Here is a 15,945-nt window from a genome sequence, read left to right on the forward strand (position 1 = left end):
GGCCCCGGACGTTCCCGTCCGGGGCCGCCCCGGTGCTTCTCCGCACGGGGCGGGTTCAGAAGAGCGCCGGGGTCTCGTCCCGCACACCGCTCTCGAAGGCCAGCAGCCGCTGCTTGCGGTCGAGGCCGCCGCCGTAGCCGGTGAGCCCGCCCGAGGCGCCGATGACGCGGTGGCAGGGGACGATGATGCCCACCGGGTTCTTGCCGTTGGCGAGCCCCACCGCGCGCGAGGCGCCCGGTTTGCCGAGGATCTCGGCCAGTTCGCCGTACGAGCGGGTCTCGCCGTACGGGATGTGCCGCAGCTGTTCCCAGACGCTGCGCTGGAACGGGGTGCCGCCCAGGTGCAACGGCAGGTCGAACTCGTGCAGTTCACCGGCGAAGTAGGCGTCGAGCTGGCGGACGGTCTCCGCGAAGGGCCGCGGGTCCGGCTCCCCGAAGGTCTCCTCGGGCGGGCGGTGGCGCTGTTCGGTCATGTAGAGGCCGCAGAGGATCCCGTCGGTGGCGACGAGGGTCAGCGGGCCGTACGGGCTGTCGACGACCGTGTGCCGCCGGGGCGCCGTGCTCGTGGGTTTCGTGGTCATGACTGGTCTTCCCGGCTTTCTCGGGTGGGCAGGTGGTTGATGGGGTGATCGTCGACGGTCCACAGGTACTGGACCGCGTACGCCCGCCAGGGCCGCCAGGCCGCCGCCCGGGTGGTGAGCGCCGCGGGGGTGGACGGGAGGCCGAGCTTCCCGGCCGCGCGCCGGATGCCGAGGTCGGTGGGGAGGAAGGCGTCGGGGTCGCCGAGCGCCCGCATCGCGATCACCTCCACGGTCCAGGGGCCGAAGCCGGGCAGGGCGGCCAGCTCGGCCCGGGCCCGTTCCCAGTCGGTGCCGGTGCCCAGGTGGAGCGATCCGTCGGCCAGCGCCCCGACGAGCGTGGTGAGGGTGGTGCGACGGCTGCGCGGCAGGGCGAGCCGTTCGGGGTCGAGTCCGGCGAGCGCCCCGGGGGTCGGGAAGAGGTGGGTGAGGCCGCCCTCCGGGTCGTCGACGGGGGTGCCGTGCGCGGTGACCAGACGGGCCGCGTGGGTGCGGGCGGCGGCGGTCGAGACCTGCTGGCCGAGCACCGCCCGGACGGCGAACTCCGCCTCGTCGACGGTGCGCGGGACCCGCCGGCCGGGGCCCTCGTCGACCAGGGGCGCGAGCAGCGGATCGGCGCGCAGCTGTTCGTCGACGGCCGTCGGGTCGGCGTCCAGATCGAGCAGCCAGCGGCAGCGGCTGATCGCGAGCGTGAGGTCCCGCGGATCGGTGAGGGAGAGCCGGCAGGCGATGTGGCCGGGCTGCGGGGAGAGGGCGACGGTGCCGTGCCCGTACCGCAGGGCGAGCGTGCGGCGGTAGGCGCCGTCCCGCCACTCCTCGACGCCGGGAACCGCGGTCGCGGCGAGGTGGCCGAAGAGGTTACTGGGGTTGAGCGGGGCCCGGTACGGCAGCCGCAGCGCTGTCGTGCCCGGCGTGGCGGGAGGGTTCGTGGCGCGGGCGGCGCGGCTGCGCAGTTCGCCCGGGGCGAGCGCGAAGACCTCGCGGACGGTCTCGTTGAAGGTGCGGATCGAGGAGAACCCGGCGGCGAACGCGACTTCGGCCATGGGCAGCGCGGTCGTCTCGATGAGGAGCCGCGCGGTCTGGGCGCGCTGGGCGCGGGCCAGGGCGAGCGGTCCCGCACCGAGTTCGGCGAGCAGTTGGCGTTCGATCTGCCGGGCGGAGTAGCCCAGCCGGGCCGCGAGCCCGGGGACGCCTTCGCGGTCGACGACGCCGTCCCGGATGAGGCGCATCGCGCGGGCCACGGAGTCGGCCCGGGCGTTCCATTCCGGGGAACCGGGGCTGGTGTCGGGCCGGCATCGCTTGCAGGCCCGGAACCCGGCCTGCTGGCAGGCGGCGGCGCTGGGGTAGAAGGTCATGTTCTCGACCTTGGGCGGCACGACGGGGCAGCTGGGACGGCAGTAGATCCGGGTGGTCAGAACCGCCGTGAAGAACCAGCCGTCGAAGCGGGCGTCCTTGGACCGGACGGCCCGTACGCAGCGCTCGGTGTCGGTGTACATGCCTCAAGCATCCGGTACGGGCGGCCGGGGGGCTGGCGGAATTCCGACATCGACGCGACGCTGCCAGGCTCCTTCGGATTCGCCTCCCCCGGCCGTCGGCGGCGTTTCGCCGTTCCGCCCGGTAAAACGATGGAGGGCGGGGCTCCGGTCGGTCATGCTCCCGGGATGGACCGAATCGTCGATCTCGACCGGGCCGCCGCCGTGCTCGCCGACCGGGCAGCGCCCTGGCGCGACCGCGGAGTGGTGTTCGACCCGGTGACGTGGCGGGACGCGGAGGCGTCCTGGCCCCAGCCCCTCGAAACCGACCGGGCACGGGTGGGCGACCCGGATTCGCTGGGGGTCGTCGCCCACGGCCCGGACGACACCGAGCTGTCCGTGGTGCTGTTCCGGGGCGGCTGGGCCGATGTCGACCTCTTCGCCTCCCCCGACGGCTTCGAGCCGCTCCCGGCCTCGGACGTCGTCTCCGCCGAGGACTTCGGGGACCGGCTCGCGCAGTGGCTGCGGCGCGCCTTCGGCCCGCCCCGCGGCGAGTCCCCGGGAGCACGGTCGGGCACACTCGACGGAGTGCACGGGGAATGGCCGGAAGCGGGTGGGGAACGGTGAGCGGTCCGTACGAGCGTTGCGGGGCGGCACGCCCCGGCTCCGTGGTCGGGGCCGGATGACCTCCTTCCACCACTCCGTCGTCGTCCGCCCCGTGGAGCCCGGCCGGCTCCGTGAACTCATCGGAATACTCTGTGACTTCGCCGAATCCACCCGGGCCGGCGGCGGGCAGGTCCTGTTGGAGGACGGGCGGCCGGTGGCGGGCGTGCGCCTGCTGAAGGGGCGCCATCTGCGGCCCGGTGCCCGGTACGGGATCGCGGCGGCCGACTCCACGGAGCGGACCGTCGTCCTCGTGCGCGAGTGGCGGCGCACCGGCGCGATCGCCGTGGAGCAGCTGTCGGTCACGGCTGACCTCACGGCACGTATGGCCCTTCGGCTGAGCAGCCCGGACCGGCCGCGGTTGGTGGAGGCCGAGGGAAAGCTGCGGGGGCCGGAGGGGTCCGGGGCGCTGCGCCGGGGAACGGGGAGGGCCCGGCTCGACCTGGCCGCGTGGTGGGCGGCGGCCGGACTCCCGCCCGGGGCCCCGCCGGTGGCGCGGGCCCCGATGACGGCCCGGCTGGGGCACCGGCTGGGCGAGGCGCGGCTGCGACTGCGGCCGCGCCGGGCGGACGGTGGGCTGTGGCAGGTGGACGTGTCGGTCACGGTGCGCGGACGGTGGCTGCTGCGACCGGTCGTCGCGGTCGCCCTGGCCGTGGCCGGGGGCCGGGTGCGGCAGGGGTTCCGGTCCGCGGTGGAGCGGGCCGCCGACGGGTGGAACCAGGAGATCGGCGAGCTGCTGGCCCTGGATCCGGACGAGCTCCGGGCCGAACTTGCGAAACAGTCCGCCGAGCACCCTCACGACGACGCCGGGCGCCCTTCGCGGTGATGCCGGGCGGCCCGCGTCCTTTCGGGCCGCCCGGCACCCAGAACCGTCGTCAGGAGGACCGGAGCCGCCGCCAGACCGCCTTCGCCGCGTGGTGGCCGGACATTCCGTGCACGCCGGGGCCGGGCGGGGTGGCCGAGGAGCACAGGAACACCGCCGGGTGCGCCGTCGCGTACGGGACGCGGGCGAGCTTGGGACGGAGCACCGTCTGCAGCCCGGCGAACGCACCGCACGCGATGTCGCCGTCGACGTAGTTGGCGTTGCGCGCGGCGAGTTGCGGCGGCCCGGCGACCGCGCGGGCGAGCACCAGGTCGCGGAAGCCGGGGGCGAAGCGTTCCAGCTGGCGTTCGATGACGTCGGTGGCGTCGCCCTCCCAGCCCGCCGGGACGTGTCCGTACGCCCAGAAGACGTGTCGCCCCTCGGGGGCGCGGGACGGGTCGACCAGGCTGGGCTGTGCGGTGATCAGGAACGGCACGCTCGGGTCGTGCCCCTTCACCGCGGCCGTCAGCGCGGAGTCGATCTCGCCCGCGGTGGGACCGATGTGGACCGTTCCGGCGCGCCGGGCCTCCTGCGCGGTCCAGGGGACGGGACCCGACAGGGCGTAATCGACCTTGAAGCAGGAGGCGCCGTACCGGTAGCCGCGGTAGGCCCGGCCGAGCCCCGCGATGCGGGCGACGGCGGTCGGCGAGGTGTCGAAGACGTAGGCACGGGCGGGCGGGAGTTCGTCGAGCCGCTTGACCTCGGTACCGGTGTGGATCACGCCGCCCTGTTCGCGCAGGTACGAGGCGAGGGCGTCGGAGATGGACTGCGATCCGCCGCGCGGCACGGGCCAGCCCTTCTCGTGCGCCGCCAGCGCGAAGAGCAGGGCGATCCCGCCGGTGGCCAGGCCGCTGGTGGGGGCTATGGCATGGGCGGCGAGCCCGGCGAACAGGCCGCGCGCCTTCTCCCCCCGGAAGCGGCGGGAGATCAGCGAGGCGGGCTGGAGCGCGTCGAGCCCGAACCGCACCCAGCGGTACGGGTCGCGGGGCAGCCCGTCCCACGGGGTGCGCAGGAAGTCCTCGGCGAGGGTGTCCCAGTGGCCGAGGTACGGGGCGACGAGCCTGCGGTAGGCCCCCGCGTCCCGCGCACCCAGCGACATGGCGCTCTCCCCCACCGAGCCGGTGAGCACGGCGGCCGTGCCGTCCGGGAACGGATGGGCGAGCGCCAGCTCGGGCTGGATCCACTCCAGGCCGTGCCGAGCGAGCGGCATCGCGTCGAACGCGGGCGAGCCGATGCCCAGCGGGTGGACGGCGGAACAGGGGTCGTGGCGGAAGCCGGGGAGGGTCAGCTCCTCAGTGCGGGCACCGCCCCCGACGGCCCCTGCCGCTTCGAAGACCTCCACGGCGAAACCGCGGCGGGCCAGTTCGACCGCGGCGGTAAGTCCGTTGGGGCCGGCCCCCACGACGACTGCATCGAGCATCGACGGCACCTTCGGACTCCTTCGTCAGCCGACGGCCAGGACACCCAGGATATTCCGAGGCGTCGGCGCCCCGGCCGGGGGTAGGGTCACGCGCGATGAACCCACTGAACTCCCTTGCCGCGCCCGTGCCCTCCCACATCCTCGACATGGCCTCCCGCCTGGCCGATCTGCCCGGAATCCGGGCCGTCGCCCTGGGCGGCAGCCGGGCCCGCGGCACCCACCGCCCGGACTCCGACTGGGATCTGGGCCTGTACTACCGCGGCACTCCCGACGTGGCCGCGCTGACCGCGCTGGCGTCCGAGGTTCAGGGCGCCCCGGCCGAGGTCGCCGGTCCCGGCGGCTGGGGCCCCTGGGTCGACGGCGGGACATGGCTGCGGGTGGACGGCGTCGCGGTGGACTGGATCCTGCGCGACCTGGACCGGGTGGAGGCGGTCTGGGAGGACTGCCGCGAGGGCCGCTTCGAGGTGGGCGTGCAGCCGGGGCACCCGTTGGGCTTCTGGTCCCCCGCGTACCCCGGCGAGGTCGCGTCGGCTCGCGTACTGGCCGACCCGCTGGGCGAGTTGACCGACCTTCAGGAACGTACGAGGCACTATCCGGAACCGCTGCGCACCGCCCTCGTCGAAGCCGCGTGGGAGGCGGACTTCTCGGTGGCGGCGGCCCGCAAGTCGGCGCCCGCCGGCGACACGGTCCATGTCGCCCTGTGCCTGTCGCGGGCGTTCGGCGTCCTGGCCCAGTCCCTGCACGCCCACCATCGTGTCTGGTGCCTCAACGAGAAGGGCGCCACGGCCGCCGCCGCGGCGTTGCCGGACACTCCGGCGGGCTACGCGGACCGGGTCGACGCGGTGTTGCGGGGGCTGGACGGGGCGGCGGTGGAGCGGGCGGCGGAACTGGTGCGCGAGGTGCGGTCGGCGATCGCGCCGCGTGCCTGATCCCGGGGCCTGCCGTACGCCCCGGGCGTGGGCCCGGGACGGTACGGCGCCGGGCCGCAGCGGTCGGTCAGGCTCCGGTGCGCAGCGCTTCGAGGACGCGGGCGGCGGTCGCCCCGTCGCGTGCCGCGGTGAACGGCAGGTCGTTGCCGCCCGCGATGCGGAACGGGGCGCCGGAGAGCGTGGCCTGGGCTCCGCCCGCCTCGGCGACCAGCAGCAGACCCGCCGCGTGGTCCCAGGCGTACTCCCAGTTGAAGGCGACGGCGTCCTTGTCACCGCGGGCTATGTCGAGGTATTCGAGCCCCGCCGAGCCGCAGGGGCGGGCGTCGATGCCCTCGGTGCGCAGGCCGAGCAGGGCGCGCTTCTGGGCGTCGGTGGTGTAGTCGGGGTGGGACATCGCCACCCGCAGGACGGCGCCGGGGGCGGGCGCCCCCGAGCGTATCGGCCTGCCGTTGAGCGTGGCCCCGCGACCGCGGACCGCGACCGCCATCTCGTCCAGGGCCGGTGCGTACGTCCACGAGGCGAGGAGCTCGCCGCGGTGGGCCAGGGCCACCAGGGTGCAGAAGCCCTGCTCGCCGCGGACGAACTGGCGGGTGCCGTCGACCGGGTCGACGATCCACACCGGGGCGTCGCCGCGCAGGGCGTCGTACACCCCCGGGTCGGCGTGCACCGCCTCCTCCCCGACGACGACGGAGCCGGGCAGGAGCGCGGTGAGCGCGGCGGTGAGGTGTTCCTCGGCGAGGCGGTCGGCGACGGTGACGAGGTCGTGCGGGCCGTTCTTCTCGACGATCTCATGCGCGGCCAGCTGCCGGTGGCGGGGCATGATCTCGGCAGCGGCGGCGGCGCGCACCGCCGCCTCGACCTCGATCAGGTGTCCGGCGTCCCCGGCGGTATGGGCGAGAAAGTCATCGATCATGCCTCCAGCCAATCATGTCCCTCCCGGGCGCCGGCGACCCGGTGGTGACGGGGGCGTGACCGGTCGGCGTCAGTACCAGTCGTCGTGCCCCGGCGGGTCGCAGAGTTCGAAGACCACCTCTCCGGTGTCCGGGCCCTCGACGACGGCCGGGCGCACCCGGGCGCCGACCGCCACCCGGTCCGGCGCGGCGCCCACGACCCGGCAGCGGAACACGAAGCCCTCGGGGAACCGGACGAGGGACTCGTTGCGGGCCGCCTCGGTGTAGCGGTGCACCACGCCCGACCGCACCACGACACCGGGACCGGCGCTGTGTTCGGACTCCAGGTCGCTGGACGCGCACACCGGGCACAGCAGCCTCCGGAAGGAGGCCGTGCCGCACCAGCGGCATCGGTGGTAGGTCAGGCCGGCTTCCTCATGCACCGTCCGCGCGGTGCCACTTGACGACTGGGACACGTTCGACCCCCTGCGCTCGGCTCGGAGCGCGCCGCGTCTGCGCGTCGGCACGCGTCCGCACCATAGGGCACTGAGTGTCGAAACGTAAAGACACTCAGTGCCAGATCATGCCGTTCCGGGGCGTCCGCCCTGCCCGAGGGCCGATTCGACCTGCTGGACGACGCGCCACATCGGGGCGCCCTTCGCCGCGACCATCACCACCACGTCGCCGTCGGCGGAGGGCGGCGCCACGTTTCCGTCCATCCCGCTCCCCCACACCTGGCGCACCAGCCCGAGCGCGTGGTCGACGGCGGCCTCCGCGTCGCCCTCGCCGCCCGAACGCAGCCAGCTCCGCAGCCCGTTGTTGTGCGCGGCGACCACGGAAGCCGCGATCACCTCGGCCCGCAGCGCGCCGTCGGCCGATTCGCCGTACCGGCCGCGGAGGTAGCCGGCCAGCGTCTGTTCGTACCGGCGCACCACGGACAGTTCGTAGGTACGCAGTCCGGGCACCTCCCGGGTGAGCCGGTAGCGCTGGACGGAGAACTCCGGGTTGGCGGAGTACATGCGCAGCACCAGCCGGGCCGCGTCGCTCACCACGTCGACCGGCTCGGCGTCGCCGGCCTCCGCGAGGAAGGCGGTCATGTCGGCGAGGCACCGTTCGTGGTCCGGGAAGACCGCGTCCTCCTTGGAGGGGAAGTACCGGAAGAACGACCGGCGCCCGACCCCGGCCCGCGCCACGATGTCGTCCACCGTCGTCCGCTCGAAGCCCCGCTCCAGGAAGAGCTGGAAGGCCGCCTCGGCGAGCACCTCCCGCATGGGGGCCTTCTTCGCCGGTCTGCGTGCGTCAGTCATGCCGGGAACGTAGCACCGAAAAGAGCTTTCTGGCACCGGGTTCCTTTACAGAGGGTACTGAGTGCCATAATGTCGTCTCTACGAACCACACCCAGGTAGGAGAGCCGGCGTGAGCTTGAGGATCGTTGTCTGTGTGAAGTACGTGCCCGATGCGACGGGTGAGCGGCGTTTTGCCGATGATCTGACGGTGGACCGTGAGGATGTGGACGGTCTGTTGTCGGAGCTCGACGAGTACGCGGTGGAGCAGGCGTTGCAGATCGCGGACGGGGTGGAGGGTGCGGAGGTCACCGTGGTGACGGTGGGTCCGGAGGATGCGCGCGATGCGTTGCGCAAGGCGTTGTCGATGGGTGCGGACAAGGCGGTGCATGTCGAGGACGAGGATCTGCATGGTTCGGATGTGATGGGGACGTCGTTGGTGCTGGCGCGGGCGGTGGAGAAGGCCGGGTTCGATCTGGTGGTGTCGGGGATGGCGTCGACGGACGGTTCGATGGGTGTGGTGCCGGCGTTGCTGGCGGAGCGGCTGGGTGTGCCGCAGGTGACGTTGTTGTCGGAGGTTTCGGTGGAGGGTGGTGTGGTGTCGGGGCGTCGTGACGGGGATGTGGCCTCGGAGCTGGTGGAGGCGTCGTTGCCGGCGGTGGTGTCGGTGACCGACCAGTCGGGTGAGGCGCGGTATCCGTCGTTCAAGGGGATCATGGCGGCGAAGAAGAAGCCGGTGGTGTCGTGGGATCTGTCCGATCTGGGGGTCGAGGCGGAGGAGGTCGGGCTGGCGGGTGCGTTCACCGTGGTGGAGTCGGTGGCGGAGCGTCCGGCGCGTGTGGCGGGCACGGTCGTGAAGGACGAGGGCGAGGGCGGGCGGCAGCTGGCCGGGTTCCTGGCGGGCCAGAAGTTCATCTGACCGGGTTGCCGGTCCTGGCCGTTTCGGTGGGGGCTGGTGGTGCCGGTGGCTGCTTCGGTGGGGCCGGTGTGGGTGTTGTCGTTCCGTCTTTGATTCGCAGGAGGTTGGGGTTCCATGGCTGAGGTTCTGGTTTTTGTCGATCACGTGGGCGGTGCGGTGCGCAAGCCGACGCTGGAGCTTTTGGCGCTGGCGCGGCGTGTGGGTGAGCCGGTGGCGCTGGCGGTGGGTGAGGGTGCCGGTGAGACGGTTTCGGTGCTGGCCGAGCACGGTGCGGTGCGGGTGCTGACCGCGGTGGGTGCGGAGTTCGGTGAGTTCTTGGTGGTGCCGAAGGTGGATGCGTTGCAGGCGGCGTGCGGGGTGGTGTCGCCGGTGGCGGTTTTGGTGCCGTCGTCGGCGGAGGGCAAGGAGGTGGCGGCGCGGCTGGCGTTGCGGCTGGGTTCGGGTGTGATCACCGATGCGGTGGATCTGGAGGCGGGTGCGGAGGGTGTGGTGGCGACGCAGTCGGTGTTCGCGGCGTCCTTCACGACGCGTTCGCGGGTGTCGCGGGGTGTGCCGGTGGTGACGGTGAAGCCGAACAGTGCCGGGGTGGAGGCGGCTCCCGCAGCGGGTGTGGTGGAGGAGCTGGCGGTGGAGTTCTCGGCGGCGGCGCGGGGGACGCGGGTGACGGGGCGTACGGCGCGTGAGTCGACGGGGCGTCCGGAGCTGACCGAGGCGGCGATCGTGGTCTCGGGCGGGCGCGGGGTCAACGGTGCGGAGAACTTCGCGGTGATCGAGGCGCTGGCCGATGCGCTGGGGGCGGCGGTGGGTGCCTCGCGGGCCGCGGTGGACGCGGGCTGGTATCCGCATTCCAGCCAGGTCGGGCAGACCGGCAAGAGCGTCTCCCCGCAGCTGTACATCGCCTCGGGGATCTCCGGCGCGATCCAGCACCGGGCCGGGATGCAGACGTCCAAGACGATCGTCGCGATCAACAAGGACGCCGAGGCCCCGATCTTCGACCTCGTCGACTACGGCGTGGTCGGCGACCTCTTCCAGGTCGTCCCCCAGCTCACCGAGGAAGTCAACTCCCGCAAGGGATGACGACCCAGGCCGCGGCGCCCCGTTCCCGGGGCCGCCCGGAGATCCGTCCACCGGCCCCGCCGACGCTCCCCCGCGTCGGCGGGGCCGGTCGCGTACCACCTGGGGCGGGCTCCGCCCCGAGGCGTGCGCCACGGTACGGCGCCGGGCGGTACGCTCACCGGGGCACGGTAAAATCACGGCAAAACGCGCTCGTCAAGTGGCTGTCCGGACCTCGTGGGCGATCCTTTTCGGACTTTCCCGCCCACCGGGCCCGCACGGCTCCTGCGCCCCCTTCACCGGCCCTATGCTTCTACACGTCTGTAGAGTTCGGGTGCTTCCTCGGGAGGTGCCCGGGCTCCCCCGCACCCCTCGTACGCACATAAGGGAGTGAACGCCGCCATGGTGTTCAAACGACTGCTCGGCTCGCTCGGCGTGGGCGGCCCCACCGTCGACACGGTCCTCGATCCCGGGGCGGTCGCCCCGGGCGGCCCGCTGTCCGGTCAGGTCCATCTCAAGGGCGGCAACGCCGACTTCGACATCGAGCACATCACGCTGGAGCTCGTCGCGCGGGTGGAGTCCGAGCACGAGGAGGGCGAGAGCGAGGGCGTCGTGGCCTTCGAGCGCCTCACCGTCGGCGGCGGCTTCCGGCTGGCCGAGGGCGAGCGGCGCAGCGTTCCGTTCACGGTCGCCCTGCCGTGGGAGACCCCGATCACCGAGCTGTACGGGCAGGACCTGGGCATCGTCCTCGGCGTGCGCACCGAACTGGCGGTGGCCGGGGCCAAGGACAAGGGTGACCTGGACCGGCTCACCGTCCGCCCGCTGCCGGCGCAGGAGGCCGTCCTGGAGGCGCTCGGCCGGCTCGGTTTCGGCTTCAAGTCCGCCGACCTGGAGTACGGGCACATCGGCGGCACCGGTCAGCAACTCCCCTTCTACCAGGAGATCGAGCTGTCCCCGGCACCGCAGTACGCGCACGCGGTCAACGAGATCGAGGTCACCTTCCTCGCCTCGCCGGGCGGCATGGAAGTGGTCCTGGAGGCCGACAAGCGCGGCGGCCCCTTCTCCGACGGGCACGACGCGCTCAGCCGGTTCACGGTCCCGCACGACGGGGTGGAGCACCAGGACTGGACGGCGCTCGTGGACGGCTGGCTGCGGCAGCTGGTCGAGCACCGGTCGGCGTACGCGGCGGAGTCCTCGTACGGGCACGACGGCCCGTACCCCGCGCAGCACGGGCACCACTCCCACGAGGGCGGTCACCGTTCCGGGCCGGGCATCGGCACGGCCGTCGCGGTGGGCGCCGCCGGGCTCGCGGTCGGGGTGGTCGGCGGCATGGTCGCGGCCGAAGTCGTCGACGAGGTCGGGGACTTCTTCGAAGGCGACGACGAGGACGAGGGCGACGACTGATGTTCGGCCTCAGCGAACTCGCGATCATCCTGGTCGTGGTCATACTCGTCCTGGGCGCCAAGCGGCTCCCCGACCTCGCCCGTTCCGCGGGCAAGTCGGCCCGCATCCTCAAGTCCGAGGCCAGGGCCATGAAGGACGGCCCGGACGGCGACGGGGAAACCGCGCCGCCCCGCGTCATCCGTGGCGAGACCGTCGACCGCCGGGACACCGGGGCCCCGGAGCCGGGCACGGACCGGCCGCCGGGGCACGCCTGATCTGTTGGGCCGTCAGGCTGTCGGGCCGCTCGCACGAGCGGCCCGACAGCCGTTCGGGGGTGTGGTGTCTCCTCGGCCGGCCGCGAGGGCCCGCAGATGGCGCCGGGCGACCGAGGCCGGGCCCAGGACGAGGGCGGACGGCATGAAGTGCGGCTGTTCCAGGTCGCGTTCGTAGGCGGTCAGGTAGTTCCAGCGCATGCCCGGATGGGCCGAGTGGGCGTAGTGGTACAGGTCGCCGTACGGCAGCCAGGTCGTCGACGCGACGCGTGCGAGGAACCGGTTGGACGGATACAGGCGCAGGCATCGTCCCGCCTCCGTCCGGGCCGGGGAGCCCGTCCTGAACTCGGGGTCGAACCAGGTGTGTTCGACGAAGAGGCTGAGCCAGGCGAGCTGGGGATACAGCAGCAGCCGCGGCACGAGGACCCCGCAGACCGCCGCGGGCCACCCGCCGACGAGGTAAGCGGCGGCGAGCACTCCCAGGGCGGCGAGCGGGCGGCTGGCCCCGTGGTGGCGCAGATTGCCCCGGAGCGTGGCCGCCGTCGCCCCCATGCCCCGCGGGGTCAGGGGGTGCACGACGGCCAGCGCGAAGCGCAGGGTGCCGAGCCCGGGGCGCAGTCCGGCCCGTTCGAGTTCGGCGAGATTGGGGTCGGCGCCGGGCACGGCGGCGTTGGGATGGTGCTCGCGCACGTGCCGGACGCGGCGGATGCGGACGGGCCCCAGGGCGATGGGGTGGTGCACGAACACTTCGGCGAGCCACTGGTTGGCCCCCGCGCTGCGTGCGAGGACTCCGTGGACCGCGAAGTGGCTTATCTCCTGGAGGTGCCGGAACTGCACCGCCACGCCGAGCGCGGCGGCGACGGCGGGAAGGGCTCCCTGTCCGGCCAGCAGCCACCAGCCGACGATCTGGGTCCACTGCCCCAGGAGCAGCATCGTCGGGGTCCAGTCATTGGCCCTCGACCGTTGCAGCGCCAGCAGTTCGGCGGAACCCGCGGAACGGGGGCGGCCGACGGCGAACTGGATGTGGTCGGGCTGGCGCAGAACGAGGCCCAGGGCGATGACGCCGACGGCAAGCAGCATGGTGAGTGGTCCCCGTACAGACGCGGGACGGGAACACCCCCGCCCAGGACGTCACTCACCGTACATCTGGTCCACCAGATCGTGGGGCTGTTCGCCTCGATCCGGCGACGGTCCCGCTTCAGCGGTCGAGTTCCGTCTCCGCGATCTCCCTCACCCAGTCACCCTCCCCCAGCATGGGACGGACCACCGCCTCGTACTTCTCCAGCCTGCGCGGGGCCGCGTCGGCGCCCTGCCCCCAGACGGACTCGAAGCGGCGGACCCAGCGTTCCACGCCCTTGAAATAAACGCTGGAGCGGCCCTGCCGGTAGTCGGCGTCGCCCTGCTCCTCCTCGACCAGCACGGCCGCGGACGCGAACACGATGAAGTCCACGGCCTCCTCGGCGCGCAGCCGCTCGCGCACGGCGAGGCCGCAGGTGACGCCGAACTGCCGGTGCCGGTCGACGAGCCGGAGCAGGTCGGCCACGAAGCCCTGCCGGAGAAGGTCTTCACGGCGGACGATGAACAGCCGATCGATGCTGCCGCCGCTCTCGGTGAAGCGCCGGTTGGCGGCCTGGTACTCGCGACGCCCGGTGAGCAGCGAGGGGTTGGTGGTCAGATCGGCGGCGAGGATGCGCCGGGGCGCGGAACCGGACTCGGCCAGGGTGTTCACGAGCAGTACCGACACCTGCGGGACCTCGCTCGCGTAGACCCTCATGTGGCCGTCGGCGATGTCCCCGTAGTCGGAGATCAGCTCGTTCTCCAGATGGCTGCGGATGAGGTCGTAGTAGCGCACGTCGTCCATGAGCTTCGGATTGTTCACCCGACGCAGGGTGATGTACGCCTTCCGCAGCCACAGGTGGCTTGCCGTCAGGGCGATGACGACGGCCGTCTCGGCGATCAGCAGGGTGTTCCTGACCTCGGCCCGTTCGCTGATCCAGGCGGCGACCGGGACGAGGACGCCCACGAGGCCGAACAGTGCGTTCAGGACGGGCGACACCAGCAGGTCGGTGACCCGGGTCACCGGGTCACGACGTCGTTCCGCCATAGGAACAGCTCCCCCCACGCGCGGCCGTTGCGGACCGCGCCGTCATCGATGTCATCGTGCTCTCGGCGTTCCGGGCCGGCCGTCCGTCGCCCGGAGCCCCTTCGTGCCGGATCCGTCGAGCCGGATCTCGTAGGCGACGTCCCAGTGCTCGACCGGGATCACCATGTCCGCCGTCTCCACCGGGCGGTCGTCCGTGTCGTAGTGCGTGCGCCGGATCCCGACGGCCAGGGTTCCGGTGGCCGTGCCCAGCAGTTCCGCCTGCCGGCGATCGAGCCGGACCGGGTGGACGAACTCCACCGCCCGCTCCACCTCGATGCCGATGTGGGCCATGCGTGCGACCACGCCCCGTCCGGCCAGCGGACCGCCCTCGGGCAGCAGTACCACGCTGTCTCCGGTGACCGTCATCGGTTCCCAGCTGGTCGAGAGCATGACCGGGCGGCCGCCGGGGGCCAGGAACTCGTACGCCGTCCGGACGCACAGTTCGCCGTCGCGCAGCCGGAGGCGGTCGGCGACCGGGCCGGGGGCGGCGACCCGGGCCACGCTCTCGGCCTCCCAGGTGCCGTCGAATCCGTGCGGGGCGGGGCCGCCGTCCCGCCCGACGAGGCTGCGCAGCATGAACCGCTGCTCCTGGCGTGCGCGGACGTAGGTACCCGAGCCGGCCCGGCCTTCGAGCAGCCCTTCGAGCACGAGTAACTCCAGGGCACGCCGGACGACGTTCTCCCCGACCCCGAACTCCCGCCCCAGCGCCTGGCGCGAGGGGAGTCTGTGACCGGCGGGCCACACCCCGCGTCCGATCCGGTCCCGCAGGGCGGCGGCAACACGTTGATAGGGGTGCGCCACTGCTGCCCCGTCAGTCATACCTCTCCTCGCCACAGGGCCGTCCTGTACGCATTGACAAGCTAACGTGCGGGTCACAAGCTGGTTAACCAGCAATTCTCTGTGTGATCAACGCCTGATCGAAGCGGTGACAGCCATGAAGGAGACACCTCCGGCCGAGCTGGTGCGGGAGGTGGTCGACCGGCTCACCGCGCTCACCGGACGTCCGCCCGAGGTCCTCGACGAAACCGGTGCGATCCGTGTCGTGAGCGACGTCTCCCGGGTCCCGGACGACTCCTGGCCGTGTCTGCTCTCGGTGCTGGAGGCCGGTGACACCTACGGCCTGAACACCACCGCCACCGGAAGGACCGCGTGGCTGCGCATCACCGGGAAGCGGGACTGACCGGCATGGGTGTCTCCTCCTCGACGGACCGCCCGTTCGCCAAGGGGCACGGCACGGGCAACGACTTCCTGATACTCCCCGACCCCGACGGCGGCCTCCCCCTGTCCGCCGAACACACCATGCGGCTGTGCGACCGCCGTACCGGTGTCGGCGCGGACGGAATCCTCCGGGCCGTACGGTGCGCGGCCGAACCGGAGGCCGGGGACATGGCGAACACCGCGGAGTGGTTCATGGACTACCGCAACGCCGACGGGAGCCGTGGCGCGATGTGCGGCAACGGCATCCGGGTCCTGGCCCGCTACCTCGTGGACACCGGGCTCTGCGCCCCCGGGCACATCCGCATCGCCACCCGGGCCGGGATCCGCCGGGTCCACGTGCCCGACTCCGCTGGAGCGCCGATCGGTGTCGGCATGGGACGCCCCGTGCTGCCCGGCCCCGGGGGAATCACCGTTACGGCGGGCGGGCGGAGCTGGCCCGCCACCCAGGTGGACATGGGCAATCCCCACGCGGTCGTGATGCTTTCGGACCTCACGGCCCCGGGATCGTTGCGGTCAGCGCCCCTGGTCGAGCCGGCCGGTGCGTATCCGCTCGGCGTCACGGTCGAATTCGTCGTGTCCCATACCGCTGAGCACCTCCAATTGCGCGTCCATGAAAGGGGTGTCGGGGAGACCCTCGCCTGCGGCACCGGCGCCTGCGCGGCCGTGGCGGCCTTCCGGGCCGGCACGCGCCGCTCCGGTCCGGGCGAGTACCTGGTCGACTCACCCGGCGGACGGCTCCGGGTGGGAGTGGGTCCCGAAGGAGAGATGGAGCTGGCGGGAGCGGCGCAGATCGTGGCTCACGGAACGATCGGGGCTCCGCTGTGGGACACCGGGGCGTGAAACCGGTTGTTCGGATCCGTG

Annotated in this window: 18 protein-coding genes; 9 read left to right on the forward strand and 9 right to left on the reverse strand. The window is 72.9% G+C overall.

Annotated elements, in window-relative coordinates:
- Positions 1–55: 55 nt before the first annotated feature.
- Together ACFYW1_RS00255 and ACFYW1_RS00260 are read right to left on the reverse strand one after the other, a co-directional pair.
- Complete coding sequence (locus ACFYW1_RS00255) at positions 56–580, reverse strand: methylated-DNA--[protein]-cysteine S-methyltransferase (RefSeq protein WP_388985086.1); 525 nt, start codon at positions 578–580, stop codon at positions 56–58.
- Complete coding sequence (locus tag ACFYW1_RS00260; protein ID WP_388985088.1) at positions 577–2,073, reverse strand: AlkA N-terminal domain-containing protein; 1,497 nt, start codon at positions 2,071–2,073, stop codon at positions 577–579. Before ACFYW1_RS00260 ends, ACFYW1_RS00255 begins: the two co-directional genes overlap by 4 nt.
- 165 nt (positions 2,074–2,238) lie before the next feature.
- Between ACFYW1_RS00260 and ACFYW1_RS00265 the strand changes: the two genes are divergently transcribed.
- Entirely contained in the window at positions 2,239–2,676 is a 438-nt protein-coding gene (locus ACFYW1_RS00265) for a hypothetical protein (protein WP_388985090.1), read from the forward strand.
- 55 nt (positions 2,677–2,731) lie between these two features.
- On the forward strand, positions 2,732–3,538 hold the full coding sequence (locus tag ACFYW1_RS00270) for a hypothetical protein (RefSeq protein ID WP_388985092.1): 807 nt from the start codon (positions 2,732–2,734) through the stop codon (positions 3,536–3,538).
- Positions 3,539–3,587: 49 nt separating this feature from the next.
- Here the strand turns inward: ACFYW1_RS00270 and ACFYW1_RS00275 are convergent, their stop codons facing one another.
- On the reverse strand, positions 3,588–5,003 hold the full coding sequence (locus ACFYW1_RS00275; protein ID WP_388985094.1) for a phytoene desaturase family protein: 1,416 nt from the start codon (positions 5,001–5,003) through the stop codon (positions 3,588–3,590).
- Positions 5,004–5,089: 86 nt separating this feature from the next.
- On the opposite strand from ACFYW1_RS00275, the gene ACFYW1_RS00280 reads away from it, so the two are divergent.
- Complete coding sequence (locus ACFYW1_RS00280; protein ID WP_388985096.1) at positions 5,090–5,923, forward strand: nucleotidyltransferase domain-containing protein; 834 nt, start codon at positions 5,090–5,092, stop codon at positions 5,921–5,923.
- A 67-nt stretch (positions 5,924–5,990) separates the two neighbouring features.
- On the opposite strand, the gene ACFYW1_RS00285 is transcribed toward ACFYW1_RS00280, so the two are convergent.
- The 3 genes from ACFYW1_RS00285 to ACFYW1_RS00295 form a co-directional block, all read right to left on the reverse strand.
- Entirely contained in the window at positions 5,991–6,836 is an 846-nt protein-coding gene (locus tag ACFYW1_RS00285) for an inositol monophosphatase family protein (RefSeq protein WP_388985098.1), read from the reverse strand.
- 69 nt (positions 6,837–6,905) lie between these two features.
- Positions 6,906–7,256, reverse strand: coding sequence for a zinc ribbon domain-containing protein (locus ACFYW1_RS00290; protein WP_262375966.1), 351 nt, complete (start codon positions 7,254–7,256; stop codon positions 6,906–6,908).
- A gap of 138 nt (positions 7,257–7,394) precedes the next feature.
- Positions 7,395–8,120 (reverse strand): TetR family transcriptional regulator, encoded by a 726-nt coding sequence (locus tag ACFYW1_RS00295; protein ID WP_388985101.1) that lies wholly within the window; start codon positions 8,118–8,120, stop codon positions 7,395–7,397.
- A gap of 109 nt (positions 8,121–8,229) precedes the next feature.
- Here ACFYW1_RS00295 and ACFYW1_RS00300 point away from each other — a divergent pair, with 109 nt between their 5' ends.
- The 4 genes from ACFYW1_RS00300 (at position 8,230) to ACFYW1_RS00315 (ending at position 11,726) form a co-directional block, all read left to right on the forward strand.
- Entirely contained in the window at positions 8,230–9,015 is a 786-nt protein-coding gene (locus tag ACFYW1_RS00300) for an electron transfer flavoprotein subunit beta/FixA family protein (protein WP_388985103.1), read from the forward strand.
- A 114-nt stretch (positions 9,016–9,129) separates the two neighbouring features.
- Complete coding sequence (locus ACFYW1_RS00305) at positions 9,130–10,092, forward strand: electron transfer flavoprotein subunit alpha/FixB family protein (protein WP_388985105.1); 963 nt, start codon at positions 9,130–9,132, stop codon at positions 10,090–10,092.
- 378 nt (positions 10,093–10,470) lie between these two features.
- Complete coding sequence (locus ACFYW1_RS00310; protein WP_388985107.1) at positions 10,471–11,472, forward strand: sporulation protein; 1,002 nt, start codon at positions 10,471–10,473, stop codon at positions 11,470–11,472.
- Positions 11,472–11,726, forward strand: a complete 255-nt coding sequence (locus tag ACFYW1_RS00315; RefSeq protein WP_388985109.1) for a twin-arginine translocase TatA/TatE family subunit — start codon at positions 11,472–11,474, stop codon at positions 11,724–11,726. The genes ACFYW1_RS00310 and ACFYW1_RS00315 overlap by 1 nt, the downstream gene beginning before the upstream one ends.
- A gap of 12 nt (positions 11,727–11,738) precedes the next feature.
- Here the strand turns inward: ACFYW1_RS00315 and ACFYW1_RS00320 are convergent, their stop codons facing one another.
- The 3 genes from ACFYW1_RS00320 to ACFYW1_RS00330 form a co-directional block, all read right to left on the reverse strand.
- Positions 11,739–12,803: a fatty acid desaturase gene (locus ACFYW1_RS00320; RefSeq protein WP_388985111.1), complete on the reverse strand. Its 1,065-nt coding sequence runs from the start codon at positions 12,801–12,803 to the stop codon at positions 11,739–11,741.
- A gap of 118 nt (positions 12,804–12,921) precedes the next feature.
- The gene (locus tag ACFYW1_RS00325) at positions 12,922–13,827 is read right to left on the reverse strand and encodes a hypothetical protein (protein ID WP_388985113.1); all 906 of its coding nucleotides are present in this window, start codon (positions 13,825–13,827) and stop codon (positions 12,922–12,924) included.
- A gap of 51 nt (positions 13,828–13,878) precedes the next feature.
- On the reverse strand, positions 13,879–14,685 hold the full coding sequence (locus ACFYW1_RS00330; RefSeq protein WP_388985115.1) for a GntR family transcriptional regulator: 807 nt from the start codon (positions 14,683–14,685) through the stop codon (positions 13,879–13,881).
- Between the two features lie 115 nt (positions 14,686–14,800).
- Between ACFYW1_RS00330 and ACFYW1_RS00335 the strand changes: the two genes are divergently transcribed.
- The gene (locus tag ACFYW1_RS00335; RefSeq protein WP_388985117.1) at positions 14,801–15,046 is read left to right on the forward strand and encodes a hypothetical protein; all 246 of its coding nucleotides are present in this window, start codon (positions 14,801–14,803) and stop codon (positions 15,044–15,046) included.
- Entirely contained in the window at positions 15,016–15,924 is a 909-nt protein-coding gene (gene dapF / locus ACFYW1_RS00340) for a diaminopimelate epimerase (protein ID WP_388985119.1), read from the forward strand. Before ACFYW1_RS00335 ends, dapF begins: the two co-directional genes overlap by 31 nt.
- The last annotated feature ends 21 nt before the right edge of the window (positions 15,925–15,945 follow it).

This window comes from Streptomyces sp. NPDC002669 (assembly GCF_042889165.1).
Lineage (GTDB): Bacteria > Actinomycetota > Actinomycetes > Streptomycetales > Streptomycetaceae > Streptomyces.

Bases quoted from the DNA above. Each gene is read 5' to 3' on its own strand.
- ACFYW1_RS00280 (WP_388985096.1), top strand. From the start codon at position 5,090: ATGAACCCACTGAACTCCCTTGCCGCGCCCGTGCCCTCCCACATCCTC.
- ACFYW1_RS00320 (WP_388985111.1), bottom strand. From the start codon at position 12,803: ATGCTGCTTGCCGTCGGCGTCATCGCCCTGGGCCTCGTTCTGCGCCAG.
- ACFYW1_RS00295 (WP_388985101.1), bottom strand. From the start codon at position 8,120: ATGACTGACGCACGCAGACCGGCGAAGAAGGCCCCCATGCGGGAGGTG.
- ACFYW1_RS00315 (WP_388985109.1), top strand. From the start codon at position 11,472: ATGTTCGGCCTCAGCGAACTCGCGATCATCCTGGTCGTGGTCATACTC.
- ACFYW1_RS00330 (WP_388985115.1), bottom strand. From the start codon at position 14,685: ATGACTGACGGGGCAGCAGTGGCGCACCCCTATCAACGTGTTGCCGCC.
- ACFYW1_RS00285 (WP_388985098.1), bottom strand. From the start codon at position 6,836: ATGATCGATGACTTTCTCGCCCATACCGCCGGGGACGCCGGACACCTG.
- ACFYW1_RS00325 (WP_388985113.1), bottom strand. From the start codon at position 13,827: ATGGCGGAACGACGTCGTGACCCGGTGACCCGGGTCACCGACCTGCTG.
- ACFYW1_RS00335 (WP_388985117.1), top strand. From the start codon at position 14,801: ATGAAGGAGACACCTCCGGCCGAGCTGGTGCGGGAGGTGGTCGACCGG.
- ACFYW1_RS00255 (WP_388985086.1), bottom strand. From the start codon at position 580: ATGACCACGAAACCCACGAGCACGGCGCCCCGGCGGCACACGGTCGTC.
- ACFYW1_RS00270 (WP_388985092.1), top strand. From the start codon at position 2,732: ATGACCTCCTTCCACCACTCCGTCGTCGTCCGCCCCGTGGAGCCCGGC.
- ACFYW1_RS00265 (WP_388985090.1), top strand. From the start codon at position 2,239: ATGGACCGAATCGTCGATCTCGACCGGGCCGCCGCCGTGCTCGCCGAC.
- ACFYW1_RS00305 (WP_388985105.1), top strand. From the start codon at position 9,130: ATGGCTGAGGTTCTGGTTTTTGTCGATCACGTGGGCGGTGCGGTGCGC.
- ACFYW1_RS00310 (WP_388985107.1), top strand. From the start codon at position 10,471: ATGGTGTTCAAACGACTGCTCGGCTCGCTCGGCGTGGGCGGCCCCACC.
- ACFYW1_RS00260 (WP_388985088.1), bottom strand. From the start codon at position 2,073: ATGTACACCGACACCGAGCGCTGCGTACGGGCCGTCCGGTCCAAGGAC.